General features: G+C 52.9%; 16 protein-coding genes and 7 tRNA genes. 22 read left to right on the forward strand and 1 reads right to left on the reverse strand.

Going from position 1 to position 19,347, the window contains the following annotated elements; translation table 11 throughout:
- The first annotated feature begins 291 nt into the window (after window positions 1-291).
- The 13 genes from nagB to LDB27_RS15565 all read left to right on the forward strand — a co-directional run bounded on the left by nagB (window position 292) and on the right by LDB27_RS15565 (window position 8,531).
- Entirely contained in the window at window positions 292-1,092 is an 801-nt protein-coding gene (gene nagB / locus LDB27_RS15505) for a glucosamine-6-phosphate deaminase (RefSeq protein WP_001237059.1), read from the forward strand.
- A 59-nt stretch (window positions 1,093-1,151) separates the two neighbouring features.
- Window positions 1,152-2,306: an N-acetylglucosamine-6-phosphate deacetylase gene (gene nagA / locus LDB27_RS15510; RefSeq protein ID WP_000271186.1), complete on the forward strand. Its 1,155-nt coding sequence runs from the start codon at window positions 1,152-1,154 to the stop codon at window positions 2,304-2,306.
- 4 nt (window positions 2,307-2,310) lie between these two features.
- Entirely contained in the window at window positions 2,311-3,531 is a 1,221-nt protein-coding gene (nagC, locus tag LDB27_RS15515) for a DNA-binding transcriptional regulator NagC (protein WP_000187578.1), read from the forward strand.
- Between the two features lie 46 nt (window positions 3,532-3,577).
- Window positions 3,578-4,330 carry a ribonucleotide monophosphatase NagD gene (nagD, locus tag LDB27_RS15520; RefSeq protein WP_000153143.1) on the forward strand — a complete coding sequence of 251 codons (753 nt, stop codon included), beginning with the start codon at window positions 3,578-3,580 and terminating at the stop codon, window positions 4,328-4,330.
- A 289-nt stretch (window positions 4,331-4,619) separates the two neighbouring features.
- Window positions 4,620-6,284, forward strand: a complete 1,665-nt coding sequence (gene asnB / locus LDB27_RS15525; RefSeq protein WP_000337032.1) for an asparagine synthase B — start codon at window positions 4,620-4,622, stop codon at window positions 6,282-6,284.
- A gap of 97 nt (window positions 6,285-6,381) precedes the next feature.
- Window positions 6,382-7,637, forward strand: a protein-coding gene (locus LDB27_RS15530; RefSeq protein WP_086011181.1) for an IS3-like element ISSen1 family transposase whose coding sequence is annotated in 2 segments (ribosomal slippage) — window positions 6,382-6,733 and window positions 6,733-7,637 — 1,257 coding nt in all. Because the reading frame shifts where the segments join, the coding sequence is not laid out codon by codon here.
- A gap of 184 nt (window positions 7,638-7,821) precedes the next feature.
- Window positions 7,822-7,898, forward strand: a tRNA-Met gene (locus LDB27_RS15535).
- Window positions 7,899-7,907: 9 nt separating this feature from the next.
- Window positions 7,908-7,992 (forward strand) — tRNA-Leu (locus tag LDB27_RS15540).
- A 23-nt stretch (window positions 7,993-8,015) separates the two neighbouring features.
- Window positions 8,016-8,090, forward strand: a tRNA-Gln gene (locus LDB27_RS15545).
- Window positions 8,091-8,125: 35 nt separating this feature from the next.
- Window positions 8,126-8,200 (forward strand) — tRNA-Gln (locus tag LDB27_RS15550).
- A 15-nt stretch (window positions 8,201-8,215) separates the two neighbouring features.
- A tRNA-Met gene (locus LDB27_RS15555) sits at window positions 8,216-8,292 on the forward strand.
- Between the two features lie 46 nt (window positions 8,293-8,338).
- Window positions 8,339-8,413: transfer RNA gene (locus tag LDB27_RS15560), tRNA-Gln, on the forward strand.
- A 43-nt stretch (window positions 8,414-8,456) separates the two neighbouring features.
- Window positions 8,457-8,531 (forward strand) — tRNA-Gln (locus tag LDB27_RS15565).
- Between the two features lie 132 nt (window positions 8,532-8,663).
- Here LDB27_RS15565 and ubiF read toward each other — a convergent pair.
- Window positions 8,664-9,839 carry a 3-demethoxyubiquinol 3-hydroxylase gene (gene ubiF / locus LDB27_RS15570; protein WP_000184643.1) on the reverse strand — a complete coding sequence of 392 codons (1,176 nt, stop codon included), beginning with the start codon at window positions 9,837-9,839 and terminating at the stop codon, window positions 8,664-8,666.
- A 143-nt stretch (window positions 9,840-9,982) separates the two neighbouring features.
- Here ubiF and miaB point away from each other — a divergent pair, with 143 nt between their 5' ends.
- The 9 genes from miaB (at window position 9,983) to gltL (ending at window position 19,284) form a co-directional block, all read left to right on the forward strand.
- Window positions 9,983-11,407 carry a tRNA (N6-isopentenyl adenosine(37)-C2)-methylthiotransferase MiaB gene (miaB, locus tag LDB27_RS15575; RefSeq protein WP_001519200.1) on the forward strand — a complete coding sequence of 475 codons (1,425 nt, stop codon included), beginning with the start codon at window positions 9,983-9,985 and terminating at the stop codon, window positions 11,405-11,407.
- Between the two features lie 204 nt (window positions 11,408-11,611).
- A complete protein-coding gene (locus LDB27_RS15580; protein WP_001018045.1) occupies window positions 11,612-12,658 on the forward strand; it encodes a PhoH family protein in 1,047 nt (348 codons plus the stop codon).
- Window positions 12,655-13,128: an rRNA maturation RNase YbeY gene (gene ybeY / locus LDB27_RS15585; RefSeq protein ID WP_000084477.1), complete on the forward strand. Its 474-nt coding sequence runs from the start codon at window positions 12,655-12,657 to the stop codon at window positions 13,126-13,128. Before LDB27_RS15580 ends, ybeY begins: the two co-directional genes overlap by 4 nt.
- A gap of 157 nt (window positions 13,129-13,285) precedes the next feature.
- Window positions 13,286-14,164 carry a CNNM family magnesium/cobalt transport protein CorC gene (gene corC, locus LDB27_RS15590; protein ID WP_001278612.1) on the forward strand — a complete coding sequence of 293 codons (879 nt, stop codon included), beginning with the start codon at window positions 13,286-13,288 and terminating at the stop codon, window positions 14,162-14,164.
- Between the two features lie 19 nt (window positions 14,165-14,183).
- On the forward strand, window positions 14,184-15,722 hold the full coding sequence (gene lnt / locus LDB27_RS15595) for an apolipoprotein N-acyltransferase (protein WP_001530416.1): 1,539 nt from the start codon (window positions 14,184-14,186) through the stop codon (window positions 15,720-15,722).
- Window positions 15,723-16,076: 354 nt separating this feature from the next.
- Window positions 16,077-16,985: an amino acid ABC transporter substrate-binding protein gene (locus LDB27_RS15600; RefSeq protein ID WP_001530371.1), complete on the forward strand. Its 909-nt coding sequence runs from the start codon at window positions 16,077-16,079 to the stop codon at window positions 16,983-16,985.
- 159 nt (window positions 16,986-17,144) lie between these two features.
- Window positions 17,145-17,885, forward strand: a complete 741-nt coding sequence (gene gltJ, locus LDB27_RS15605) for a glutamate/aspartate ABC transporter permease GltJ (protein WP_000020930.1) — start codon at window positions 17,145-17,147, stop codon at window positions 17,883-17,885.
- The gene (gltK, locus tag LDB27_RS15610; RefSeq protein WP_000272799.1) at window positions 17,885-18,559 is read left to right on the forward strand and encodes a glutamate/aspartate ABC transporter permease GltK; all 675 of its coding nucleotides are present in this window, start codon (window positions 17,885-17,887) and stop codon (window positions 18,557-18,559) included. Before gltJ ends, gltK begins: the two co-directional genes overlap by 1 nt.
- Window positions 18,559-19,284: a glutamate/aspartate ABC transporter ATP-binding protein GltL gene (gene gltL, locus LDB27_RS15615; RefSeq protein WP_000631369.1), complete on the forward strand. Its 726-nt coding sequence runs from the start codon at window positions 18,559-18,561 to the stop codon at window positions 19,282-19,284. Before gltK ends, gltL begins: the two co-directional genes overlap by 1 nt.
- Window positions 19,285-19,347: the final 63 nt, after the last annotated feature.

Raw genomic sequence — 19,347 nt, forward strand, 5'->3', positions numbered from 1 at the left:
TGAAGCCGTTTTTTATTGTGCTGCAAACGTTAAAAACGTGATGTTCTGTAATCGAACGGTGAGATCATCTTCTGCAGAGTGTGTGGAAAATTAATTCGCCTCGCAAATTAAACGGGTGTTTTTTGTGATTATAATCACTAAATATCGTAATCACCCCCACCATCCACTGGCTAACACGGAAAACTTATTTTATGATTCAAAAAATCAGGACGGATTGAACACGAACCCTGGATATCCAGGTTACGCTTAATACGATCCGCCAAATTTTGACATTGATTATTGAGGTGAAGAATGAGACTGATCCCCCTGAGTACCGCAGAACAGGTTGGCAAATGGGCCGCTCGCCATATCGTTAACCGTATTAATGCGTTCAAACCGACCGCCGATCGTCCGTTTGTCCTTGGACTGCCTACCGGCGGCACGCCGCTAACGGCGTACAAAGCGCTGGTTGAGATGCACAAAGCGGGCGAGGTCAGCTTTAAGCATGTGGTCACCTTTAATATGGACGAATATGTTGGCCTGCCGAAAGAGCACCCGGAAAGCTACCACAGCTTTATGCATCGTAACTTTTTCGATCACGTTGATATTCCAGCAGAAAACATCAATCTTCTCAACGGTAACGCACCGGATATCGATGCAGAATGCCGTCAATATGAAGAAAAAATTCGTTCTTACGGTAAAATCCATCTGTTTATGGGCGGCGTCGGCAACGACGGTCACATCGCCTTTAACGAACCGGCGTCTTCCCTGGCTTCCCGTACCCGTATCAAAACGTTAACCCATGATACTCGCGTAGCGAACTCCCGCTTCTTTGACGGCGACGTAAACCAGGTGCCGAAATACGCGCTGACGGTAGGCGTGGGCACGCTGCTGGATGCGGAAGAAGTGATGATTCTGGTGCTGGGCCATCAGAAAGCCCAGGCGCTGCAGGCGGCGGTTGAAGGCAACGTCAACCACATGTGGACTATTAGCTGCCTGCAACTCCATCCGAAAGCGGTTGTGGTATGCGATGAGCCGTCCACAATGGAACTTAAAGTTAAAACATTGAAATATTTCAATGAATTAGAAGCAGAAAATATTAAAGGTCTGTAATGTTGTCTCCGCCCCGCCAGTCAATGCGGGGCGGTAAATTTTTGATATCGGGGGTCAGAATGTATGCTTTAACCCAGGGCCGGATCTTTACCGGTCACGAAATTCTTGATGACCATGCGCTTGTTGTCGCTAATGGCCTGATTGACCGCGTTTGTCCGATGGCCGAACTGCCGCCGGGAATAGAACAACGCTCATTGAATGGGGCCATTCTCTCCCCCGGTTTTATTGATGTGCAGTTAAACGGCTGCGGCGGCGTGCAGTTTAACGATACCGCAGAAGCCGTCAGCGTTGAAACGCTGGAAATTATGCAGAAAGCCAATGAAAAATCGGGCTGTACTAACTTTCTGCCAACGCTTATCACTACCAGCGACGAATTGATGAAACAGGGTATTCGCGTCATGCGCGAATACCTGGAAAAACATCCGCACCAGGCGCTGGGTCTCCACCTGGAAGGCCCCTGGCTTAATCTGGTAAAAAAAGGCACCCATAATCCTGATTTCGTGCGTAAACCAGACGCTGCGCTGGTCGATTTCTTGTGCGATAATGCCGACGTCATCACCAAAGTTACACTCGCGCCGGAAATGGTGCCTGCTGACGTAATCGCTAAACTAGCGAATGCGGGCATTGTGGTTTCCGCAGGCCACTCCAACGCGACGTTAAAAGAGGCAAAAGCGGGCTTCCGCGCCGGGATTACCTTTGCGACTCACCTGTTTAACGCGATGCCGTACATTACAGGGCGTGAGCCGGGCCTTGCTGGCGCTGTTCTGGACGAAGCGGATATTTATTGCGGCGTTATCGCCGATGGTCTGCATGTCGACTACGCCAACATTCGCAATGCCAAACGCCTTAAAGGCGACAAACTTTGTCTGGTGACAGACGCCACCGCACCGGCGGGGGCCAATATTGAGCAGTTCATTTTCGCAGGTAAAACAATATACTACCGCAATGGACTGTGTGTGGATGAAAACGGTACGTTGAGCGGTTCGTCCTTAACCATGATTGAAGGCGTACGTAACCTGGTCGCGCATTGCGGCATCGCGCTGGATGAAGTGCTGCGCATGGCAACGCTCTATCCGGCACGCGCTATCGGCGTTGATAAACATCTCGGTAGCATTGCGCCGGGTAAAGTCGCCAACCTGACCGCGTTCACCCACGATTTTAAAATTATCAAGACCATCGTTAATGGTGACGAGGTCGTTGACTTGAGTAAGTGAGAATATGACACCAGGCGGACAAGCTCAGATAGGTAACGTTGATCTCGTAAAACAGCTTAACAGCGCGGCCGTTTACCGCCTGATTGACCAGCATGGTCCTATCTCGCGCATACAAATTGCCGAGCAAAGCCAGCTTGCTCCCGCCAGCGTAACGAAAATTACGCGTCAACTCATTGAACGCGGGCTGATCAAAGAAGTCGATCAGCAGGCCTCTACCGGAGGCCGCCGCGCTATCTCTATCGTCACGGAAACCCGCAACTTCCATGCCATTGGCGTTCGCCTGGGGCGTCATGACACCACTTTAACGCTCTACGATCTGAGCAGTAAAGTGGTCGCTGAGGAGCATTATCCGCTACCGGAGCGCACTCAGGAGACGCTGGAACATGCGCTGCTCAACACCATCGCCGTCTTTATTGATAGCTGTCAGCGTAAAATTCGTGAATTGATCGCTATCTCGGTGATCCTGCCAGGGCTTGTCGATCCGGAAAGCGGCGTGATTCGTTACATGCCGCACATTCAGGTTGAAAACTGGGGACTGGTCGAAGCGCTGGAAAAACGGTTTCACGTTACCTGTTTCGTGGGACACGATATCCGTAGCCTGGCGCTGGCGGAACACTACTTCGGCGCCAGTCAGGATTGCGAGGACTCGATTCTGGTGCGCGTTCATCGTGGTACAGGCGCCGGGATTATCTCCAACGGACGCATCTTCATTGGCCGTAACGGCAACGTTGGCGAAATTGGGCATATTCAGGTGGAGCCGTTGGGCGAGCGCTGCCACTGCGGTAATTTCGGCTGTCTGGAAACCATTGCCGCCAATGCGGCGATTGAACAACGGGTGCTGAATTTGCTTAAACAAGGGTATCAAAGCCGTGTTCCGCTTGACGACTGCACGATTAAAACCATCTGTAAGGCGGCAAACCGGGGCGACAGCCTGGCCTCGGAAGTCATTGAGCATGTTGGTCGCCATTTGGGCAAAACGATCGCCATTGCTATCAACCTGTTTAATCCGCAAAAAATCGTCATTGCCGGCGAGATCATTGAAGCCGATAAAGTCCTGTTGCCCGCTATCGAAAGCTGTATCAATACGCAGGCGTTAAAGGCATTTCGCAAAAATTTGCCGGTGGTACGCTCCACGCTGGATCACCGTTCTGCTATCGGCGCATTTGCCTTAGTTAAACGCGCCATGCTCAACGGAACATTGCTGCAACGTTTGCTGGAAAGTTGATGCGCTCTTATAGTATCGGATTATTCACAAATTCCCTGGGTAGTTCATGACCATCAAGAATGTAATCTGCGATATCGACGGCGTGCTGATGCACGACAACGTAGCCGTACCCGGTGCGGCGGAATTTCTGACGGGGATTCTGGAAAAAGGTCTGCCGCTGGTGCTGCTGACCAATTACCCGTCGCAAACCGGCCAGGATCTGGCGAACCGTTTTGCTACCGCTGGCGTTAACGTGCCGGACAGCGTGTTTTATACTTCAGCAATGGCGACAGCCGATTTTCTGCGCCGTCAGGAAGGTAAGAAAGCGTATGTCGTGGGCGAAGGCGCGCTTATTCACGAGCTCTATAAAGCGGGTTTTACCATTACCGATGTGAACCCTGATTTTGTCATCGTTGGAGAAACCCGCTCCTACAACTGGGACATGATGCATAAAGCGGCATTTTTCGTCGCCAATGGCGCGCGCTTTATCGCCACCAATCCGGATACCCACGGTCGCGGCTTTTATCCGGCCTGCGGCGCGCTGTGCGCAGGCATTGAAAAAATTTCCGGCCGGAAGCCGTTTTATGTCGGCAAACCCAGCCCGTGGATCATCCGCGCGGCGTTAAACAAAATGCAGGCGCACTCGGAAGAGACCGTTATCGTCGGCGACAACCTGCGCACCGACATTCTGGCGGGATTCCAGGCCGGTCTGGAGACCATTCTGGTGCTTTCAGGCGTATCAACAATCAATGATATTGACAGTATGCCGTTCCGCCCAAGCTGGATTTACCCTTCCGTCGCTGAGATCGACGTTATCTAAACCTGTCCCCTGCCTGATGACGCGCCGCTTTCAGGCCTACGGTTCGAACAACATTGTAGGTCTGATAAGCGAAACGCCATCAGGAAAAACATAATTCAATTAAACCACGATAAAACTGAAGATCCATCAATAAATCCACGCAATACGTAATCATTTTTCACTAATCAACAATGACGATTGCATTTTTCATTTTTCAGACCGTAATCCCCTTGCGCCTTCCACGCCTTTGCGGCATTTTTTAGTCAAACAAACACAAAAAGTACGACGCAACAGATTAACGGAGAAGGCTATGTGTTCTATTTTCGGCGTATTCGATATCAAAACAGATGCAGCGGAACTGCGTAAAAAAGCCCTTGAACTGTCACGCCTGATGCGCCATCGCGGCCCGGACTGGTCCGGCATCTACGCTTGCGATAACGCGATTCTCGCACATGAACGCTTGTCGATTGTTGATGTTAACGCCGGCGCCCAGCCCCTGTATAACGCCAGAAAAACCCACGTACTGGCGGTGAACGGTGAAATTTATAACCATCAGACGTTACGCGCGGAGTATGGCGATCGTTACGCGTTCCAGACAGGCTCCGACTGCGAAGTTATCCTCGCGCTATATCAGGAAAAAGGGCCGGATTTCCTTGACGATTTACAGGGGATGTTCGCCTTCGCCCTGTATGACAGCGAAAAAGACGCTTATCTGATTGGTCGTGACCATATCGGTATTATTCCGCTCTACATGGGCTATGACGAATTCGGCAACTTCTACGTAGCGTCAGAAATGAAAGCGCTGACCCCGGTCTGCCGCACCATTAAAGAGTTCCCGGCGGGCAGCTACCTGTGGAGCAAAGACGGCGAAATTCGTCAGTACTATCAGCGCGACTGGTTCGATTACGATGCGGTAAAAGACAACGTTACCGACAAAAACGCGCTGCGCCAGGCGCTGGAAGAATCCGTGAAAAGCCACCTGATGTCCGACGTCCCTTACGGCGTGCTGCTCTCCGGCGGTCTGGACTCGTCGATTATCTCGGCTATCACCAAAAAATTCGCCGCCCGTCGCGTCGAAGATCAGGAGCGCTCCGAAGCCTGGTGGCCACAGTTGCACTCTTTTGCGGTCGGTCTGGAAGGTTCGCCTGACCTGAAGGCGGCCCAGGAAGTGGCTAACCACCTCGGCACCGTGCATCATGAAATTCACTTCACCGTGCAGGAAGGCCTTGATGCCATTCGTGATGTTATCTACCACATCGAAACCTATGACGTGACCACTATCCGCGCCTCAACGCCGATGTATCTGATGTCGCGTAAGATCAAAGCGATGGGCATCAAAATGGTGCTCTCCGGCGAAGGCTCCGATGAGGTGTTTGGCGGCTACCTGTACTTCCATAAAGCGCCGAACGCCAAAGAGTTACATGAAGAGACGGTCCGTAAGCTACAGGCGCTGCATATGTATGACTGCGCCCGCGCCAACAAAGCGATGTCCGCCTGGGGCGTGGAAGCGCGCGTACCGTTCCTGGATAAAAAATTCCTCGACGTGGCGATGCGTATCAACCCACAGGATAAAATGTGCGGCAACGGCAAGATGGAAAAACACGTGCTGCGCGAGTGCTTCGAGTCTTATCTGCCAGCAAGCGTCGCGTGGCGTCAGAAAGAGCAGTTCTCTGACGGCGTAGGCTACAGCTGGATTGATACGCTGAAAGAGGTGGCGGCGAAACAGATTTCCGATCAACAACTGGAAACCGCCCGCTTCCGCTTTCCATACAACACGCCGTCGTCTAAAGAAGCGTACTTGTACCGGGAAATTTTTGAAGAGCTGTTCCCGGTGCCAAGCGCGGCGGAATGCGTACCCGGCGGCCCGTCCGTCGCCTGTTCTTCCGCCAAAGCCATTGAGTGGGATGAAGCATTCAAAACGATGGATGACCCATCAGGCCGCGCGGTCGGCGTGCATCAGTCGGCGTACCAGTAAATTAACGATGACGAAAGAGCCCTTAGGGGCTCTTTTTTTATAGCTGACCCGTCCTGAATAGCGTTGACACGTTCCAGACTTAAATCCGGAGAACGTGATGATGACTGAGTTCAAACGCACCCAACGCGATTATCCTCTATCCTTTAAAATAGCCGTCGTTGAGCAGGTCGAAAAAGGCGAGATGACCTATAAACAGGCCCGGCAGCGATATGGCATTCAGGGGCGCTCCACCGTACTTGTCTGGCTGCGTAAATATGGCCGGCTTGACTGGAGACCCGGACTTCCTGACCTGGTGAAGAGGAAACTGCCTGTGGCTCAGACAACTATCCCGCTGACACCCGAGCAAAGAATCAGGGAACTTGAAGAACAGCTTGAGCTGGCAAACCAGAAAGCTGAGTTTTTTGAGTCCGTTATCAACGTCCTGAAAAATGATTACGGGGTAAGTGTTGTAAAAAAGCGGCCCGGCAAGTCCTCACGCAAAGTCAGGCCCCCAAAATAACAGTTACGCGTGCATGTCAGTTCCTGGGGCACAGCAGACAGGCGTGGTACCAGTACAATACAAGATGTAATAAACGGCAGGAGCATCATGCTCAGGTTCTTGATTTTGTTGCCCGTACCCGGTGCCGTCAGCCGCGAATCGGTACGCGTAAACTGCACTATCTGCTGAACATGCAGGCCGATAAAACGCTGAATATCGGACGGGACCGTCTGTTTAATCTGCTGGGTGAATACCGGCTCCTGGTACCCGTGAAACGGGCATATCACAAAACCACCAACAGCCATCATCGCTTTTACCGGCATCCTAACTTGCTGAAACCCGGCCCTGAACAGGTTACCGCCCTTGAGCCAGAACAGGTCTGGGTCGCCGATATTACTTATCTTCCACTACGCAGCGGCACGGCCTATCTGAGTCTGGTCACCGATGCCTGCTCCAGAAAAATCGTGGGTTACCATGTCGGGGAAAACCTGCAGACAGAAAATGTGGTAAAGGCGTTCAGGCAGGCTCTGAGGCGGAGAAAAACGACAGGTCCGCTGGTACATCACTCTGACAGAGGACTGCAATACTGTTCGGTACTTTATCAGTCAGTTCATGAGCGAAACGGAATAACCTGTTCAATGACCGATGGTTACGACTGCTACCAGAATGCGCTGGCTGAGAGAATAAACGGGATACTGAAAAATGAGTTTTTACTCTCGCGTCCTGCAGACCTGGCGCAAGCGCGGGAAATAGTAAAAGAGTCCGTGGCAATTTATAACCATGAACGGCCACACCTGGCCCTGAAATACAAAACGCCCGATGATGTTCATCAGGCGTTTTACAGACAAAAAACTGTCAACCTATATCAGGACTAGTCAAGCAAACCACTTTCGGAAAAACGATTAATAACCAATAATTGCCGAATATTGCGCCACGCTGTTCGCAACCTAACCAAACAGACACTTTCCGACGTTTTTCGATGAAAAAGAGGTTGACGCTTCAAGGCTCAATACGCATAATGCGCCCCGCAACGCCGATAAGGTAACGCGAAAAAAAGATGGCTACGTAGCTCAGTTGGTTAGAGCACATCACTCATAATGATGGGGTCACAGGTTCGAATCCCGTCGTAGCCACCATCTTTTTTTGCGGGAGTGGCGAAATTGGTAGACGCACCAGATTTAGGTTCTGGCGCCGCAAGGTGTGCGAGTTCAAGTCTCGCCTCCCGCACCATTCACCGATAAGCGTTGTACGGATGGGGTATCGCCAAGCGGTAAGGCACCGGTTTTTGATACCGGCATTCCCTGGTTCGAATCCAGGTACCCCAGCCATATTTCTTCGAGTTTGCGGTTCACCGCGACGGTATTGGGGTATCGCCAAGCGGTAAGGCACCGGTTTTTGATACCGGCATTCCCTGGTTCGAATCCAGGTACCCCAGCCATCGAAGAAATCATCTGGCTACGTAGCTCAGTTGGTTAGAGCACATCACTCATAATGATGGGGTCACAGGTTCGAATCCCGTCGTAGCCACCATATTCAGAATGCGTCGAGGTATTCGACCGGTTCGAAAATAATTTGTTGGGGTATCGCCAAGCGGTAAGGCACCGGATTCTGATTCCGGCATTCCGAGGTTCGAATCCTCGTACCCCAGCCAGTTTTAAAGACGCTCTGCTAATGAGCGCAAGAAGTACGACAATTGGGGTATCGCCAAGCGGTAAGGCACCGGATTCTGATTCCGGCATTCCGAGGTTCGAATCCTCGTACCCCAGCCACCTTTAAAAAGCTCGCTTCGGCGAGCTTTTTGCTTTTCTGGCAATTCGGACTGCCTGATGGCGCTACGCTTATCAGGCCTACGGGCGAATACAGGCCGGGTAAGGTATTGCCGCCACCCGGCATAACACAAACTACAACCCCAACGCATACTTCAGCGCCTGACGTTTTAGCACGCCTGCGCGCTGCGCCGCCATCAGCCCCATATTGCGTAAAATACGCAGCGGCGGCAGTTCATTGCTGAACCCGGCATAAAACAGATCCATTCCACTTTGCATCATAAAATTATCTGCCATGCGCCGCGTCTGATAGCGTTTCAACACCGAATGGCTGGCCCAGGACTCGCCATAGCTACGGGCACTCGCCAGCACATCAATCAACGCATCAACATCCCGATACCCCAGGTTGACGCCCTGCCCGGCCAGCGGATGAATGGTATGCGCCGCGTCGCCTACCAGCGCCAGTCCCGGTTGTACATACTGCAACGCGTGACGACGGGTTAGCGGAAACGCGCCCGCCGCGACCGGCATCACCGCCCCCAGACGCGCCGGAAAATGCTGGTTAATTTCCACCTGCAATTGCGTCATCGATAAACTCTGTAGCTGGCGAATACGTGCCGGAGCGTCATACCACACCAGCGACGCCCAATCGTCGAACAGCGGCAAAAAGGCGCGCGGCCCCGTCGGCGTAAACTGCTGCCAGGTGCTGTCGCCTGGCGCATTTTCACACTTGACGGTGATAAGCATACACGACTGCGCATATTGCCAGGCATGAATGCCAATTCCCGCCATTTGCCGAACCTGCGAATTCGCGCCGTCGGCGCCAATCACTAACTTCGGCGTTACCCATTCGCCGTCGGCCAGTTCCAGCGCATAACCATCGTGGCGGCGGTGCAATGCCGACAGTGAAGCCGGAACGCGCAGCGTCACGCCGGGGTGCGCTTCCAGCGCCTGCCATAGCGCCTGTTGCAGGACATTGTTCTCCACCATATAGCCTAACAGCGGCAGCTTGAGTTCAGCGGCGTCGAACACCACATGGGCGTTTTCCCACTCCCAGGTCTCCAGTCGCCGATAAGGATGGCTACGCATCCCCTGCACCGCCTCCCAAACGCCCAGTCCCTTGAGCAGCGCCACGGATGCCGCGCTAATGGCCGAAATCCGCACGTCAGGCTGGCTGTTAGCCACAAACGGCGCAGGCGCGGCATGTTCTATTACCATCACCGTAAACCCTTGCTGCGCCAGACCCAGCGCCAGCGCGCCGCCGACCATTCCCCCGCCGACAATGGCAATTTCCGTTGGTTGATTTGTCATGGTCATTCATCCTGTTACGTTTTAGACAAGTTTACAGGATTTTTTACCCATTAGGGCTGACGTCAGTCATACTGGTCACAACCGCGCCAAAGCATTACACTATGCGCCCTGCTTTTCAGCCACTATTTCGCAAGAGCAAGTCGATGACTAAAAAACTCCATATTAAAACCTGGGGCTGTCAGATGAACGAGTACGATTCATCGAAGATGGCCGATCTGCTGGACGCCACCCACGGCTATCAACTGACCGACGTGGCGGAAGAGGCGGATGTGCTGCTGTTGAATACCTGCTCAATCCGCGAGAAGGCTCAGGAAAAAGTCTTCCATCAATTAGGTCGCTGGAGACTGTTAAAAGAGAAAAATCCCGATCTGATTATCGGCGTCGGCGGCTGCGTGGCTTCCCAGGAAGGCGAGCACATTCGTCAACGCGCCCATTACGTCGACATTATTTTTGGCCCGCAAACCTTACACCGCCTGCCGGAGATGATTAACTCCGTGCGTGGCGACCGCAGCCCGGTGGTCGATATCAGCTTCCCGGAAATCGAGAAGTTCGACCGTTTGCCGGAACCGCGCGCAGAAGGCCCGACCGCTTTCGTTTCTATCATGGAAGGCTGCAATAAATATTGTACTTACTGCGTGGTACCGTATACCCGCGGTGAAGAAGTCAGCCGTCCCTCAGACGATATCCTGTTCGAAATCGCCCAGTTAGCGGCGCAGGGCGTGCGTGAGGTCAACCTGCTGGGCCAGAACGTTAACGCCTGGCGCGGAGAAAACTACGACGGCACCACCGGCACCTTTGCCGATCTGCTGCGTCTGGTTGCCGCCATCGACGGCATTGACCGTATTCGCTTTACCACCAGCCATCCGATTGAGTTCACCGACGATATTATCGAGGTATATCGCGATACGCCGGAACTGGTCAGTTTCCTGCATCTGCCGGTACAGAGCGGGTCCGATCGCGTGTTGAATCTGATGGGGCGCACCCACACTGCGCTGGAATATAAAGCAATCATCCGTAAACTGCGCGCGGCGCGGCCGGACATTCAGATAAGCTCTGACTTTATCGTCGGTTTCCCAGGCGAAACTACCGATGATTTCGAAAAAACCATGAAGCTTATCGCCGACGTCAACTTTGATATGAGCTACAGCTTTATCTTCTCTGCGCGTCCGGGAACGCCGGCTGCCGATATGGTTGATGACGTACCGGAAGAAGAGAAAAAGCAGCGTCTGTATATTCTGCAAGAGCGTATCAATCAGCAGGCGATGGCATGGAGCCGCCGTATGCTCGGCACGACACAGCGCATTCTGGTGGAAGGCACGTCACGTAAAAACATTATGGAACTGTCTGGCCGTACCGAAAACAATCGGGTGGTGAACTTTGAAGGCACGCCGGAGATGATTGGTAAGTTTGTCGATGTGGAAATTACTGACGTCTATCCGAACTCCCTGCGCGGAAAAGTGGTGCGTACCGAAGATGAAATGGGTCTGCGCGTCGCCGAAACGCCGGAGTCCGTCATTGCCCGTACCCGTAAAGAAAATGAGCTGGGCGTAGGATTCTACCAGCCTTAATCCTGCAGGAAAGGCAATAATGCCCGGTGGTGCTACGCCTGTCGGGCTTCCTGGTCATGGCCTGTCGCCCGACGGGCCTTGCAATTTTCTCTCTTCATCCCCATCTTCATTGCAATGCTTGCGCCTTTTCCCTATGGCGTGAATAATTTCCTTAGATGCCGGTAAATGTTCAGCGTCCGGCGATACAGACACAAGAGGAACAGTTTGAATATAGACACTCGCGAAATTACCCTTGAGCCCGCAGACAACGCCCGTCTGTTGAGCCTTTGCGGGCCGTTTGATGACAATATTAAACAGCTCGAACGTCGTCTCGGTATTGAAATCAACCGCCGTGACAATCACTTTAAACTGACCGGTCGTCCGATTTGCGTGACCGCGGCGACAGATATTTTGCGAAGTCTGTATGTCGATACCGCACCGATGCGCGGCCAGACTCAGGATATCGAACCGGAACAAATTCATCTGGCGATCAAAGAAGCGCGGGTGCTGGAACAGAGCGCGGAAAGCGTGCCTGACTATGGCAAAGCGATTAATATCAAAACCAAGCGCGGCGTGATTAAACCGCGGACCCCGAACCAGGCGCAGTACATCGCCAATATTCTCGATCACGATATTACCTTTGGCGTCGGCCCGGCGGGTACCGGTAAAACTTATCTTGCGGTCGCCGCTGCGGTAGACGCCCTGGAGCGCCAGGAGATTCGCCGTATTCTGCTGACCCGTCCGGCGGTGGAAGCGGGCGAAAAACTGGGCTTTCTGCCAGGCGATTTAAGTCAGAAAGTGGACCCGTACCTGCGTCCGCTGTATGACGCGTTGTTCGAAATGCTCGGCTTTGAAAAAGTCGAGAAGCTGATTGAACGCAATGTGATTGAAGTCGCGCCGCTGGCCTATATGCGCGGACGCACATTAAACGACGCCTTTATCATTCTGGATGAAAGCCAGAACACCACTATCGAACAGATGAAGATGTTCCTGACGCGTATCGGCTTTAACTCGAAAGCGGTGATCACCGGCGACGTGACGCAGATTGACCTGCCACGCAACACCAAATCCGGCTTGCGTCATGCCATTGAAGTGCTGGCGGAAGTCGATGAAATCAGCTTTAACTTCTTCCACAGCGAAGACGTGGTGCGCCATCCGGTCGTTGCCCGCATTGTTAACGCCTATGAAGCCTGGGAAGAGGCAGAACAAAAACGCAAAGCGGCGTTGGCGGCAGAGCGTAAGCGTGAAGCCCAGGAGCAGGAACAGAAATGAGCCAGGTGATCCTCGATTTACAGTTGGCCTGTGAAAACCACGCGGGCCTTCCGGATGAAGCTCAGTTTCAACGCTGGCTGGACGGCGTTATTCCGCAGTTTCAGGAAGAGGCGGAAGTCACAATCCGTCTGGTGGATGAGGCCGAAAGCCACGACCTTAATTTAACGTACCGCGGGAAAGATAAACCCACTAATGTTCTCTCCTTCCCGTTTGAAGCGCCCCCCGGCATTGAAATGCCGCTACTGGGCGATCTGATTATTTGCCGTCAGGTCGTGGAGCAGGAAGCGCAGGAACAGAGCAAGCCGCTGGAGGCGCACTGGGCGCACATGGTCGTGCACGGTAGCCTGCATTTGCTGGGTTACGATCATATCGACGATGACGAAGCGGAAGAGATGGAGTCTCTCGAAACGGAGATTATGCTTGCTATGGGCTATGAGGATCCGTACATTGCCGAGAAGATTGCAGAATAGTAGCTTGCCGGATGGCGGCGCTTGCGCCTTATCCGGCCTACATTCATGCCTTTTGTAGGCCTGATAAGCGTAGCGCCATCAGGCAAAACATGCCGTCACAGCTGAGTATACGCATGACGAGCTTTGTATTAACTAACATGAGAACCCATACGACGCCATGAGCGACGACAATTCACACAGTAGTGACACAGTAAACAGTAAAAAGGGATTTTTTTCCCTGCTACTCAGCCAGCTTTTCCACGGGGAACCTAAAAACCGTGATGAGTTGCTGGCGCTGATCCGTGATTCCGGGCAGAACGAGCTTATCGATGAAGATACGCGCGATATGCTCGAAGGCGTAATGGACATCGCCGACCAGCGCGTTCGCGATATTATGATCCCGCGCTCCCAGATGATTACCCTGAAACGCAACCAGACGCTGGACGAATGTCTCGATGTTATCATCGAGTCCGCCCACTCGCGTTTTCCGGTGATCAGCGAAGATAAAGATCACATTGAAGGGATTCTGATGGCCAAAGATTTGCTGCCGTTTATGCGCAGCGATGCCGAAGCCTTCAGCATGGACAAAGTGTTACGCCCCGCGGTTGTCGTACCGGAAAGCAAACGGGTTGACCGTATGCTCAAGGAGTTCCGCTCCCAGCGCTACCATATGGCCATCGTTATCGATGAGTTTGGCGGCGTTTCCGGCCTTGTGACTATCGAAGACATCCTCGAACTGATTGTCGGTGAAATTGAAGATGAGTATGACGAAGAAGACGATATCGACTTCCGTCAGCTTAGCCGCCATACCTGGACGATTCGTGCGCTGGCGTCGATTGAAGACTTCAACGACGCTTTCGGCACCCACTTCAGCGATGAAGAGGTCGATACCATCGGCGGGCTGGTGATGCAGGCGTTCGGCCATTTACCGGCCCGCGGCGAAACCATTGACATTGATGGTTACCAGTTCAAAGTGGCGATGGCCGATAGTCGTCGTATTATTCAGGTGCATGTCAGGATCCCGGATGACTCGCCCCAGCCAAAACTGGACGAATAACAGCAATAGTGGACTAAAAATGGCATTTGCCTCGTTAATTGAACGCCAGCGTATTCGCCTGCTGCTGGCGTTATTATTCGGCGCCTGCGGAACACTGGCTTTCTCTCCGTATGACGTCTGGCCCGCAGCGATAGTGTCGCTTATCGGGCTGCAGGCCTTAACGTTTAATCGCCGCCCGCTCCAGTCTGCCGCCATCGGCTATTGCTGGGGACTCGGACTTTTCGGTAGCGGGATTAACTGGGTTTATGTCAGTATCGCGCAGTTTGGCGGCATGCCGGGCCCGGTTAACGTTTTTCTGGTGGTGCTGCTTGCAGCTTATCTCTCGCTGTATACCGGACTGTTTGCCGGGATTTTGTCGCGCCTGTGGCCAAAAACCAACTGGCTGCGCGTCGCTATCGCCGCGCCTGCAGTATGGCAAATCACCGAATTTTTACGCGGCTGGGTGCTGACCGGCTTCCCCTGGCTGCAATTTGGCTATAGTCAGGTCGATGGCCCGCTAAAAGGCCTGGCGCCGGTAATGGGCGTCGAAGCGATCAACTTCCTGCTGATGATGGTCAGCGGCCTGTTAGCGCTGGCACTGGCGACACGGAACTGGCGTCCGCTGGCTGTCGCCGTGATTCTGTTTGCTTTGCCCTTTCCGCTACGTTATATCCAGTGGTTTACGCTGGAACCGGCCAAAGCGACCCAGGTATCGCTGGTGCAGGGCGATATCCCGCAGTCGCTGAAGTGGGACGAAAACCAGCTACTGAATACGCTAAAAATTTATCTCAACGAAACTCGCCCAGAGTTAGGCAAATCACAGATTATTATCTGGCCTGAGTCGGCGATTCCGGATCTCGAAATCAATCAGCAGCCTTTCCTTCGTTCGCTGGACGAGATGTTACGCGAAAAAAATAGCACGCTGATCACCGGTATTGTCGATGCGCGTCTCAATAAACAGAATCGATACGACACCTACAATACGATTATTACGTTGGGCAAGGATAATCCATACAGTTATGACTCGCCCAATCGCTACAATAAAAATCACCTTGTGCCCTTTGGCGAGTTCGTTCCGCTGGAGTCTATCCTGCGTCCGCTGGCGCCGTTCTTCGATCTGCCCATGTCCTCCTTTAGCCGCGGCCCTTATATCCAGCCGCAGTTACATGCGCACGACTATAAGCTGACGGCGGCAATCTGTTATGAAATTATTCTTGGCGAACAGGTGCGGGATAACTTCCGCCCGGACACCGACTATCTGCTGACGATTTCTAACGACGCCTGGTTTGGTAAGTCCATTGGCCCGTGGCAACATTTCCAGATGGCGCGGATGCGTTCGCTGGAGCTGGCGCGTCCGTTACTGCGCAGTACTAATAACGGTATTACGGCGGTGATTGGCCCGCAGGGCGAAATTCAGGCGATGATCCCGCAGTTCACACGCCAGGTGCTGACCACCAAAGTCACGCCGACCACGGGGTTAACTCCCTATGCTCGTACCGGCAACTGGCCGCTATGGGTACTGACCGCGCTGTTTGCTTTTGGCGCGGTAGTGATGAGTCTGCGACAACGACGGAAATAATATCTCCCCAGGCCGGATAGCGCTTCATTTATCTGGCCTGAAAATCCTCCTTTTTCCCCCATTCTGGCACGTCTATTGCTTTGTTAAACATGGCAAACCTGTTCTGGCTGCTTGTGCAACCTGGTCGCACCAAAATCGATCATCGGTAGCACCTGAACGGTGCAATGTAGGATTTTTGCCTCTGAACGGTGCGGCGCACTTCGCAAAAATAAACAATATCGCAGCAAAATATTTACAACAAGCCACACTAAATGTTAACAAACACACATAACACTGCACGCGCAAGTTGCAGGCAATAACAACATCACAATAGCTATCAATGCGTCGACGGCGCAGATGATAAAGGAGTTGGATATGCAATTACGTAAGCTAACCACAACAATGCTGGTCATGGGACTGTCTGCGGGCCTTGCGCACGCAGAAGATGGCGCGCCTGCCGCTGGTAGCACCCTGGACAAGATCGCTAAAAATGGCGTGATCGTCGTCGGGCATCGCGAATCTTCTGTGCCCTTTTCTTATTACGACAACCAGCAGAAAGTGGTCGGCTATTCCCAGGACTACTCCAACGCCATTGTGGAAGCGGTAAAAAAGAAACTTAACAAGCCGGATCTGCAGGTGAAGCTGATTCCGATCACCTCGCAAAACCGTATTCCGCTGTTGCAAAACGGAACCTTCGATTTTGAATGTGGTTCAACGACTAACAACCTTGAGCGCCAGAAACAGGCCGCCTTCTCCGATACGATTTTCGTCGTCGGGACGCGACTGCTGACTAAAAAAGGCGGCGATATTAAAGATTTCCCGGATCTGAAAGGCAAAGCGGTCGTCGTCACCTCCGGGACGACCTCTGAAATTCTGCTGCATAAGCTTAACGAAGAGCAAAAGATGGGGATGCGTATTATTAGCGCGAAAGACCACGGAGACTCGTTCCGCACCCTGGAAAGCGGTCGCGCCGTCGCCTTTATGATGGATGACGCGCTGCTGGCCGGCGAGCGCGCCAAAGCCAAGAAACCGGATAACTGGGAGATTGTCGGTAAACCGCAGTCCCAGGAAGCCTACGGCTGTATGCTGCGTAAAAACGACCCTGAATTTAAAAAGCTGATGGACGATACCATCGCCCAGGCGCAAACCTCCGGCGAAGCGGAAAAGTGGTTTGATAAGTGGTTTAAAAATCCGATCCCACCGAAAAACCTGAACATGAATTTCGAGTTGTCTGACGAGATGAAAGCCCTGTTCAAAGCACCGAATGATAAAGCGCTTAACTAACTAAAACTAAATGGGACGGGACTCCTGTCCTCTCGATTGTCGCTCAGCACGGACAGACTATAAGCCTGATGGTCGTTCCCCATCGGGCCTGAAACCGCAAATCGCCGGGCAACAATCTTCGAGGGTAGCACTGCTACCCTTTTTTTTCGGAGTAGATGTATGTCAATAGACTGGAACTGGGGTATTTTTTTACAGGAAGCCCCCTTCGGCAATACCACCTATCTCGGCTGGCTATGGAGTGGTTTTCAGGTCACCGTAGCCCTTTCGATTACCGCCTGGATTATCGCTTTCCTGGTAGGATCTATTTTCGGCATTTTACGTACCGTTCCCAACCGTTTCCTCTCCGGACTGGGCACGTTGTACGTAGAACTGTTCCGTAACGTGCCGCTGATCGTGCAATTCTTCACCTGGTACCTGGTGGTGCCTGAACTGTTGCCGGAAGATCTTGGCATGTGGTTTAAGGCGGAACTCGATCCCAATATTCAGTTTTTCCTCTCCTCAATGATCTGTCTGGGACTGTTTACCGCCGCCCGCGTTTGCGAACAGGTGCGCGCCGCGATTCAGTCTTTGCCTCGCGGGCAGAAGAACGCGGCGCTGGCGATGGGGCTAACGCTGCCGCAGGCTTATCGCTATGTCCTGCTGCCGAATGCCTATCGCGTTATCGTGCCGCCAATGACGTCAGAGATGATGAACCTGGTGAAAAACTCGGCTATTGCCTCAACCATCGGCCTGGTGGATATGGCGGCGCAGGCAGGCAAACTGTTGGATTACTCGGCGCACGCCTGGGAATCCTTCACCGCCATTACGCTGGCCTATGTGCTGATTAACGCCGTTATCATGCTGGTCATGAGCCTGGTTGAACGCAAAGTCCGCCTGCCGGGCAACGTGGGGAGCAAATAATGTACGAATTTGACTGGAGTTCGATTATCCCCTCACTGCCTTACCTGCTGGCCGGGTTGGTCATCACGCTGAAGATCACCGTCACCGCCGTTGTCGTGGGAATAGTCTGGGGAACCATTCTGGCCGTCATGCGCCTCTCAAGCTTTGCCCCTATCGCCTGGTTTGCTAAAGCGTATGTTAACGTTTTCCGTTCCATCCCGTTGGTGATGGTCTTGCTGTGGTTCTATCTGATTGTACCCGGCTTTCTGCAAAACGTGCTGGGACTATCGCCGAAAACCGATATCCGCCTGATCTCCGCGATGGTGGCATTCTCTATGTTTGAAGCGGCCTACTATTCCGAGATTATTCGCGCCGGTATTCAAAGTATTTCCCGCGGGCAGTCCAGCGCCGCGCTGGCGCTGGGGATGACCCACTGGCAGTCGATGAAGCTCATTATTCTGCCGCAGGCGTTTCGGGCGATGGTGCCGCTGTTGCTTACGCAGGGCATCGTGCTATTTCAGGACACCTCTTTAGTTTATGTACTCAGCCTGGCGGACTTCTTCCGCACCGCGTCGACTATCGGCGAGCGTGACGGAACTCAGGTCGAAATGATTCTGTTCGCCGGCGCCGTTTATTTTGTTATCAGCCTGAGCGCGTCGTTGCTGGTCAGCTATTTGAAGAAAAGGACAGTTTAATGATTACCCTGAAAAATGTTTCAAAATGGTATGGTCACTTTCAGGTGCTGACCGATTGTTCAACAGAAGTGAAAAAAGGTGAGGTGGTGGTAGTCTGCGGGCCATCGGGTTCCGGTAAATCCACGCTGATTAAGACCGTCAATGGTCTGGAACCGGTGCAAAAAGGCGAAATTACCGTTAACGGCATTATTGTGAACGACAAAAAAACCGATCTGGCGAAACTGCGTTCCCGCGTGGGCATGGTATTCCAGCACTTCGAGCTGTTTCCCCACCTGTCGATCATCGAAAACCTGACGCTGGCGCAGGTGAAAGTGCTGAAACGCGATAAGGCCGCCGCCCGCGATAAAGGCCTGAAGCTGCTGGAGCGCGTTGGCCTGTCTGCGCATGCCAACAAGTTCCCGGCGCAGCTTTCCGGCGGTCAGCAGCAGCGTGTCGCCATCGCCCGTGCGCTGTGCATGGACCCCATTGCCATGTTATTCGATGAACCGACTTCCGCGCTCGATCCGGAAATGATCAACGAGGTGCTGGACGTGATGGTCGAACTGGCGAACGAAGGGATGACCATGATGGTGGTGACGCACGAAATGGGCTTTGCCCGTAAAGTGGCTAACCGGGTGATCTTTATGGATGAAGGTAAAATCGTCGAAGATTCGCCAAAAGAGGAGTTCTTCGCTAACCCCAGTTCCGATCGCGCAAAAGACTTCCTTGCGAAAATCCTGCACTAATCTTCCCGGCGCGCACGTCAGAGTGCGCGCTATCTCACGCTTTACTTCTTCGCTTCTCGAAAC

Source organism: Salmonella sp. JXY0409-18, assembly GCF_020268625.1.
Classification (GTDB): Bacteria; Pseudomonadota; Gammaproteobacteria; order Enterobacterales; family Enterobacteriaceae; genus Salmonella; species Salmonella enterica.

Bases quoted from the DNA above. Each gene is read 5' to 3' on its own strand.
- gltL (WP_000631369.1), top strand. From the start codon at position 18,559: ATGATTACCCTGAAAAATGTTTCAAAATGGTATGGTCACTTTCAGGTG.
- corC (WP_001278612.1), top strand. From the start codon at position 13,286: ATGAGCGACGACAATTCACACAGTAGTGACACAGTAAACAGTAAAAAG.
- lnt (WP_001530416.1), top strand. From the start codon at position 14,184: ATGGCATTTGCCTCGTTAATTGAACGCCAGCGTATTCGCCTGCTGCTG.
- LDB27_RS15600 (WP_001530371.1), top strand. From the start codon at position 16,077: ATGCAATTACGTAAGCTAACCACAACAATGCTGGTCATGGGACTGTCT.
- ybeY (WP_000084477.1), top strand. From the start codon at position 12,655: ATGAGCCAGGTGATCCTCGATTTACAGTTGGCCTGTGAAAACCACGCG.
- ubiF (WP_000184643.1), bottom strand. From the start codon at position 9,839: ATGACAAATCAACCAACGGAAATTGCCATTGTCGGCGGGGGAATGGTC.
- nagA (WP_000271186.1), top strand. From the start codon at position 1,152: ATGTATGCTTTAACCCAGGGCCGGATCTTTACCGGTCACGAAATTCTT.
- miaB (WP_001519200.1), top strand. From the start codon at position 9,983: ATGACTAAAAAACTCCATATTAAAACCTGGGGCTGTCAGATGAACGAG.
- nagB (WP_001237059.1), top strand. From the start codon at position 292: ATGAGACTGATCCCCCTGAGTACCGCAGAACAGGTTGGCAAATGGGCC.
- nagD (WP_000153143.1), top strand. From the start codon at position 3,578: ATGACCATCAAGAATGTAATCTGCGATATCGACGGCGTGCTGATGCAC.
- nagC (WP_000187578.1), top strand. From the start codon at position 2,311: ATGACACCAGGCGGACAAGCTCAGATAGGTAACGTTGATCTCGTAAAA.
- asnB (WP_000337032.1), top strand. From the start codon at position 4,620: ATGTGTTCTATTTTCGGCGTATTCGATATCAAAACAGATGCAGCGGAA.
- gltJ (WP_000020930.1), top strand. From the start codon at position 17,145: ATGTCAATAGACTGGAACTGGGGTATTTTTTTACAGGAAGCCCCCTTC.
- gltK (WP_000272799.1), top strand. From the start codon at position 17,885: ATGTACGAATTTGACTGGAGTTCGATTATCCCCTCACTGCCTTACCTG.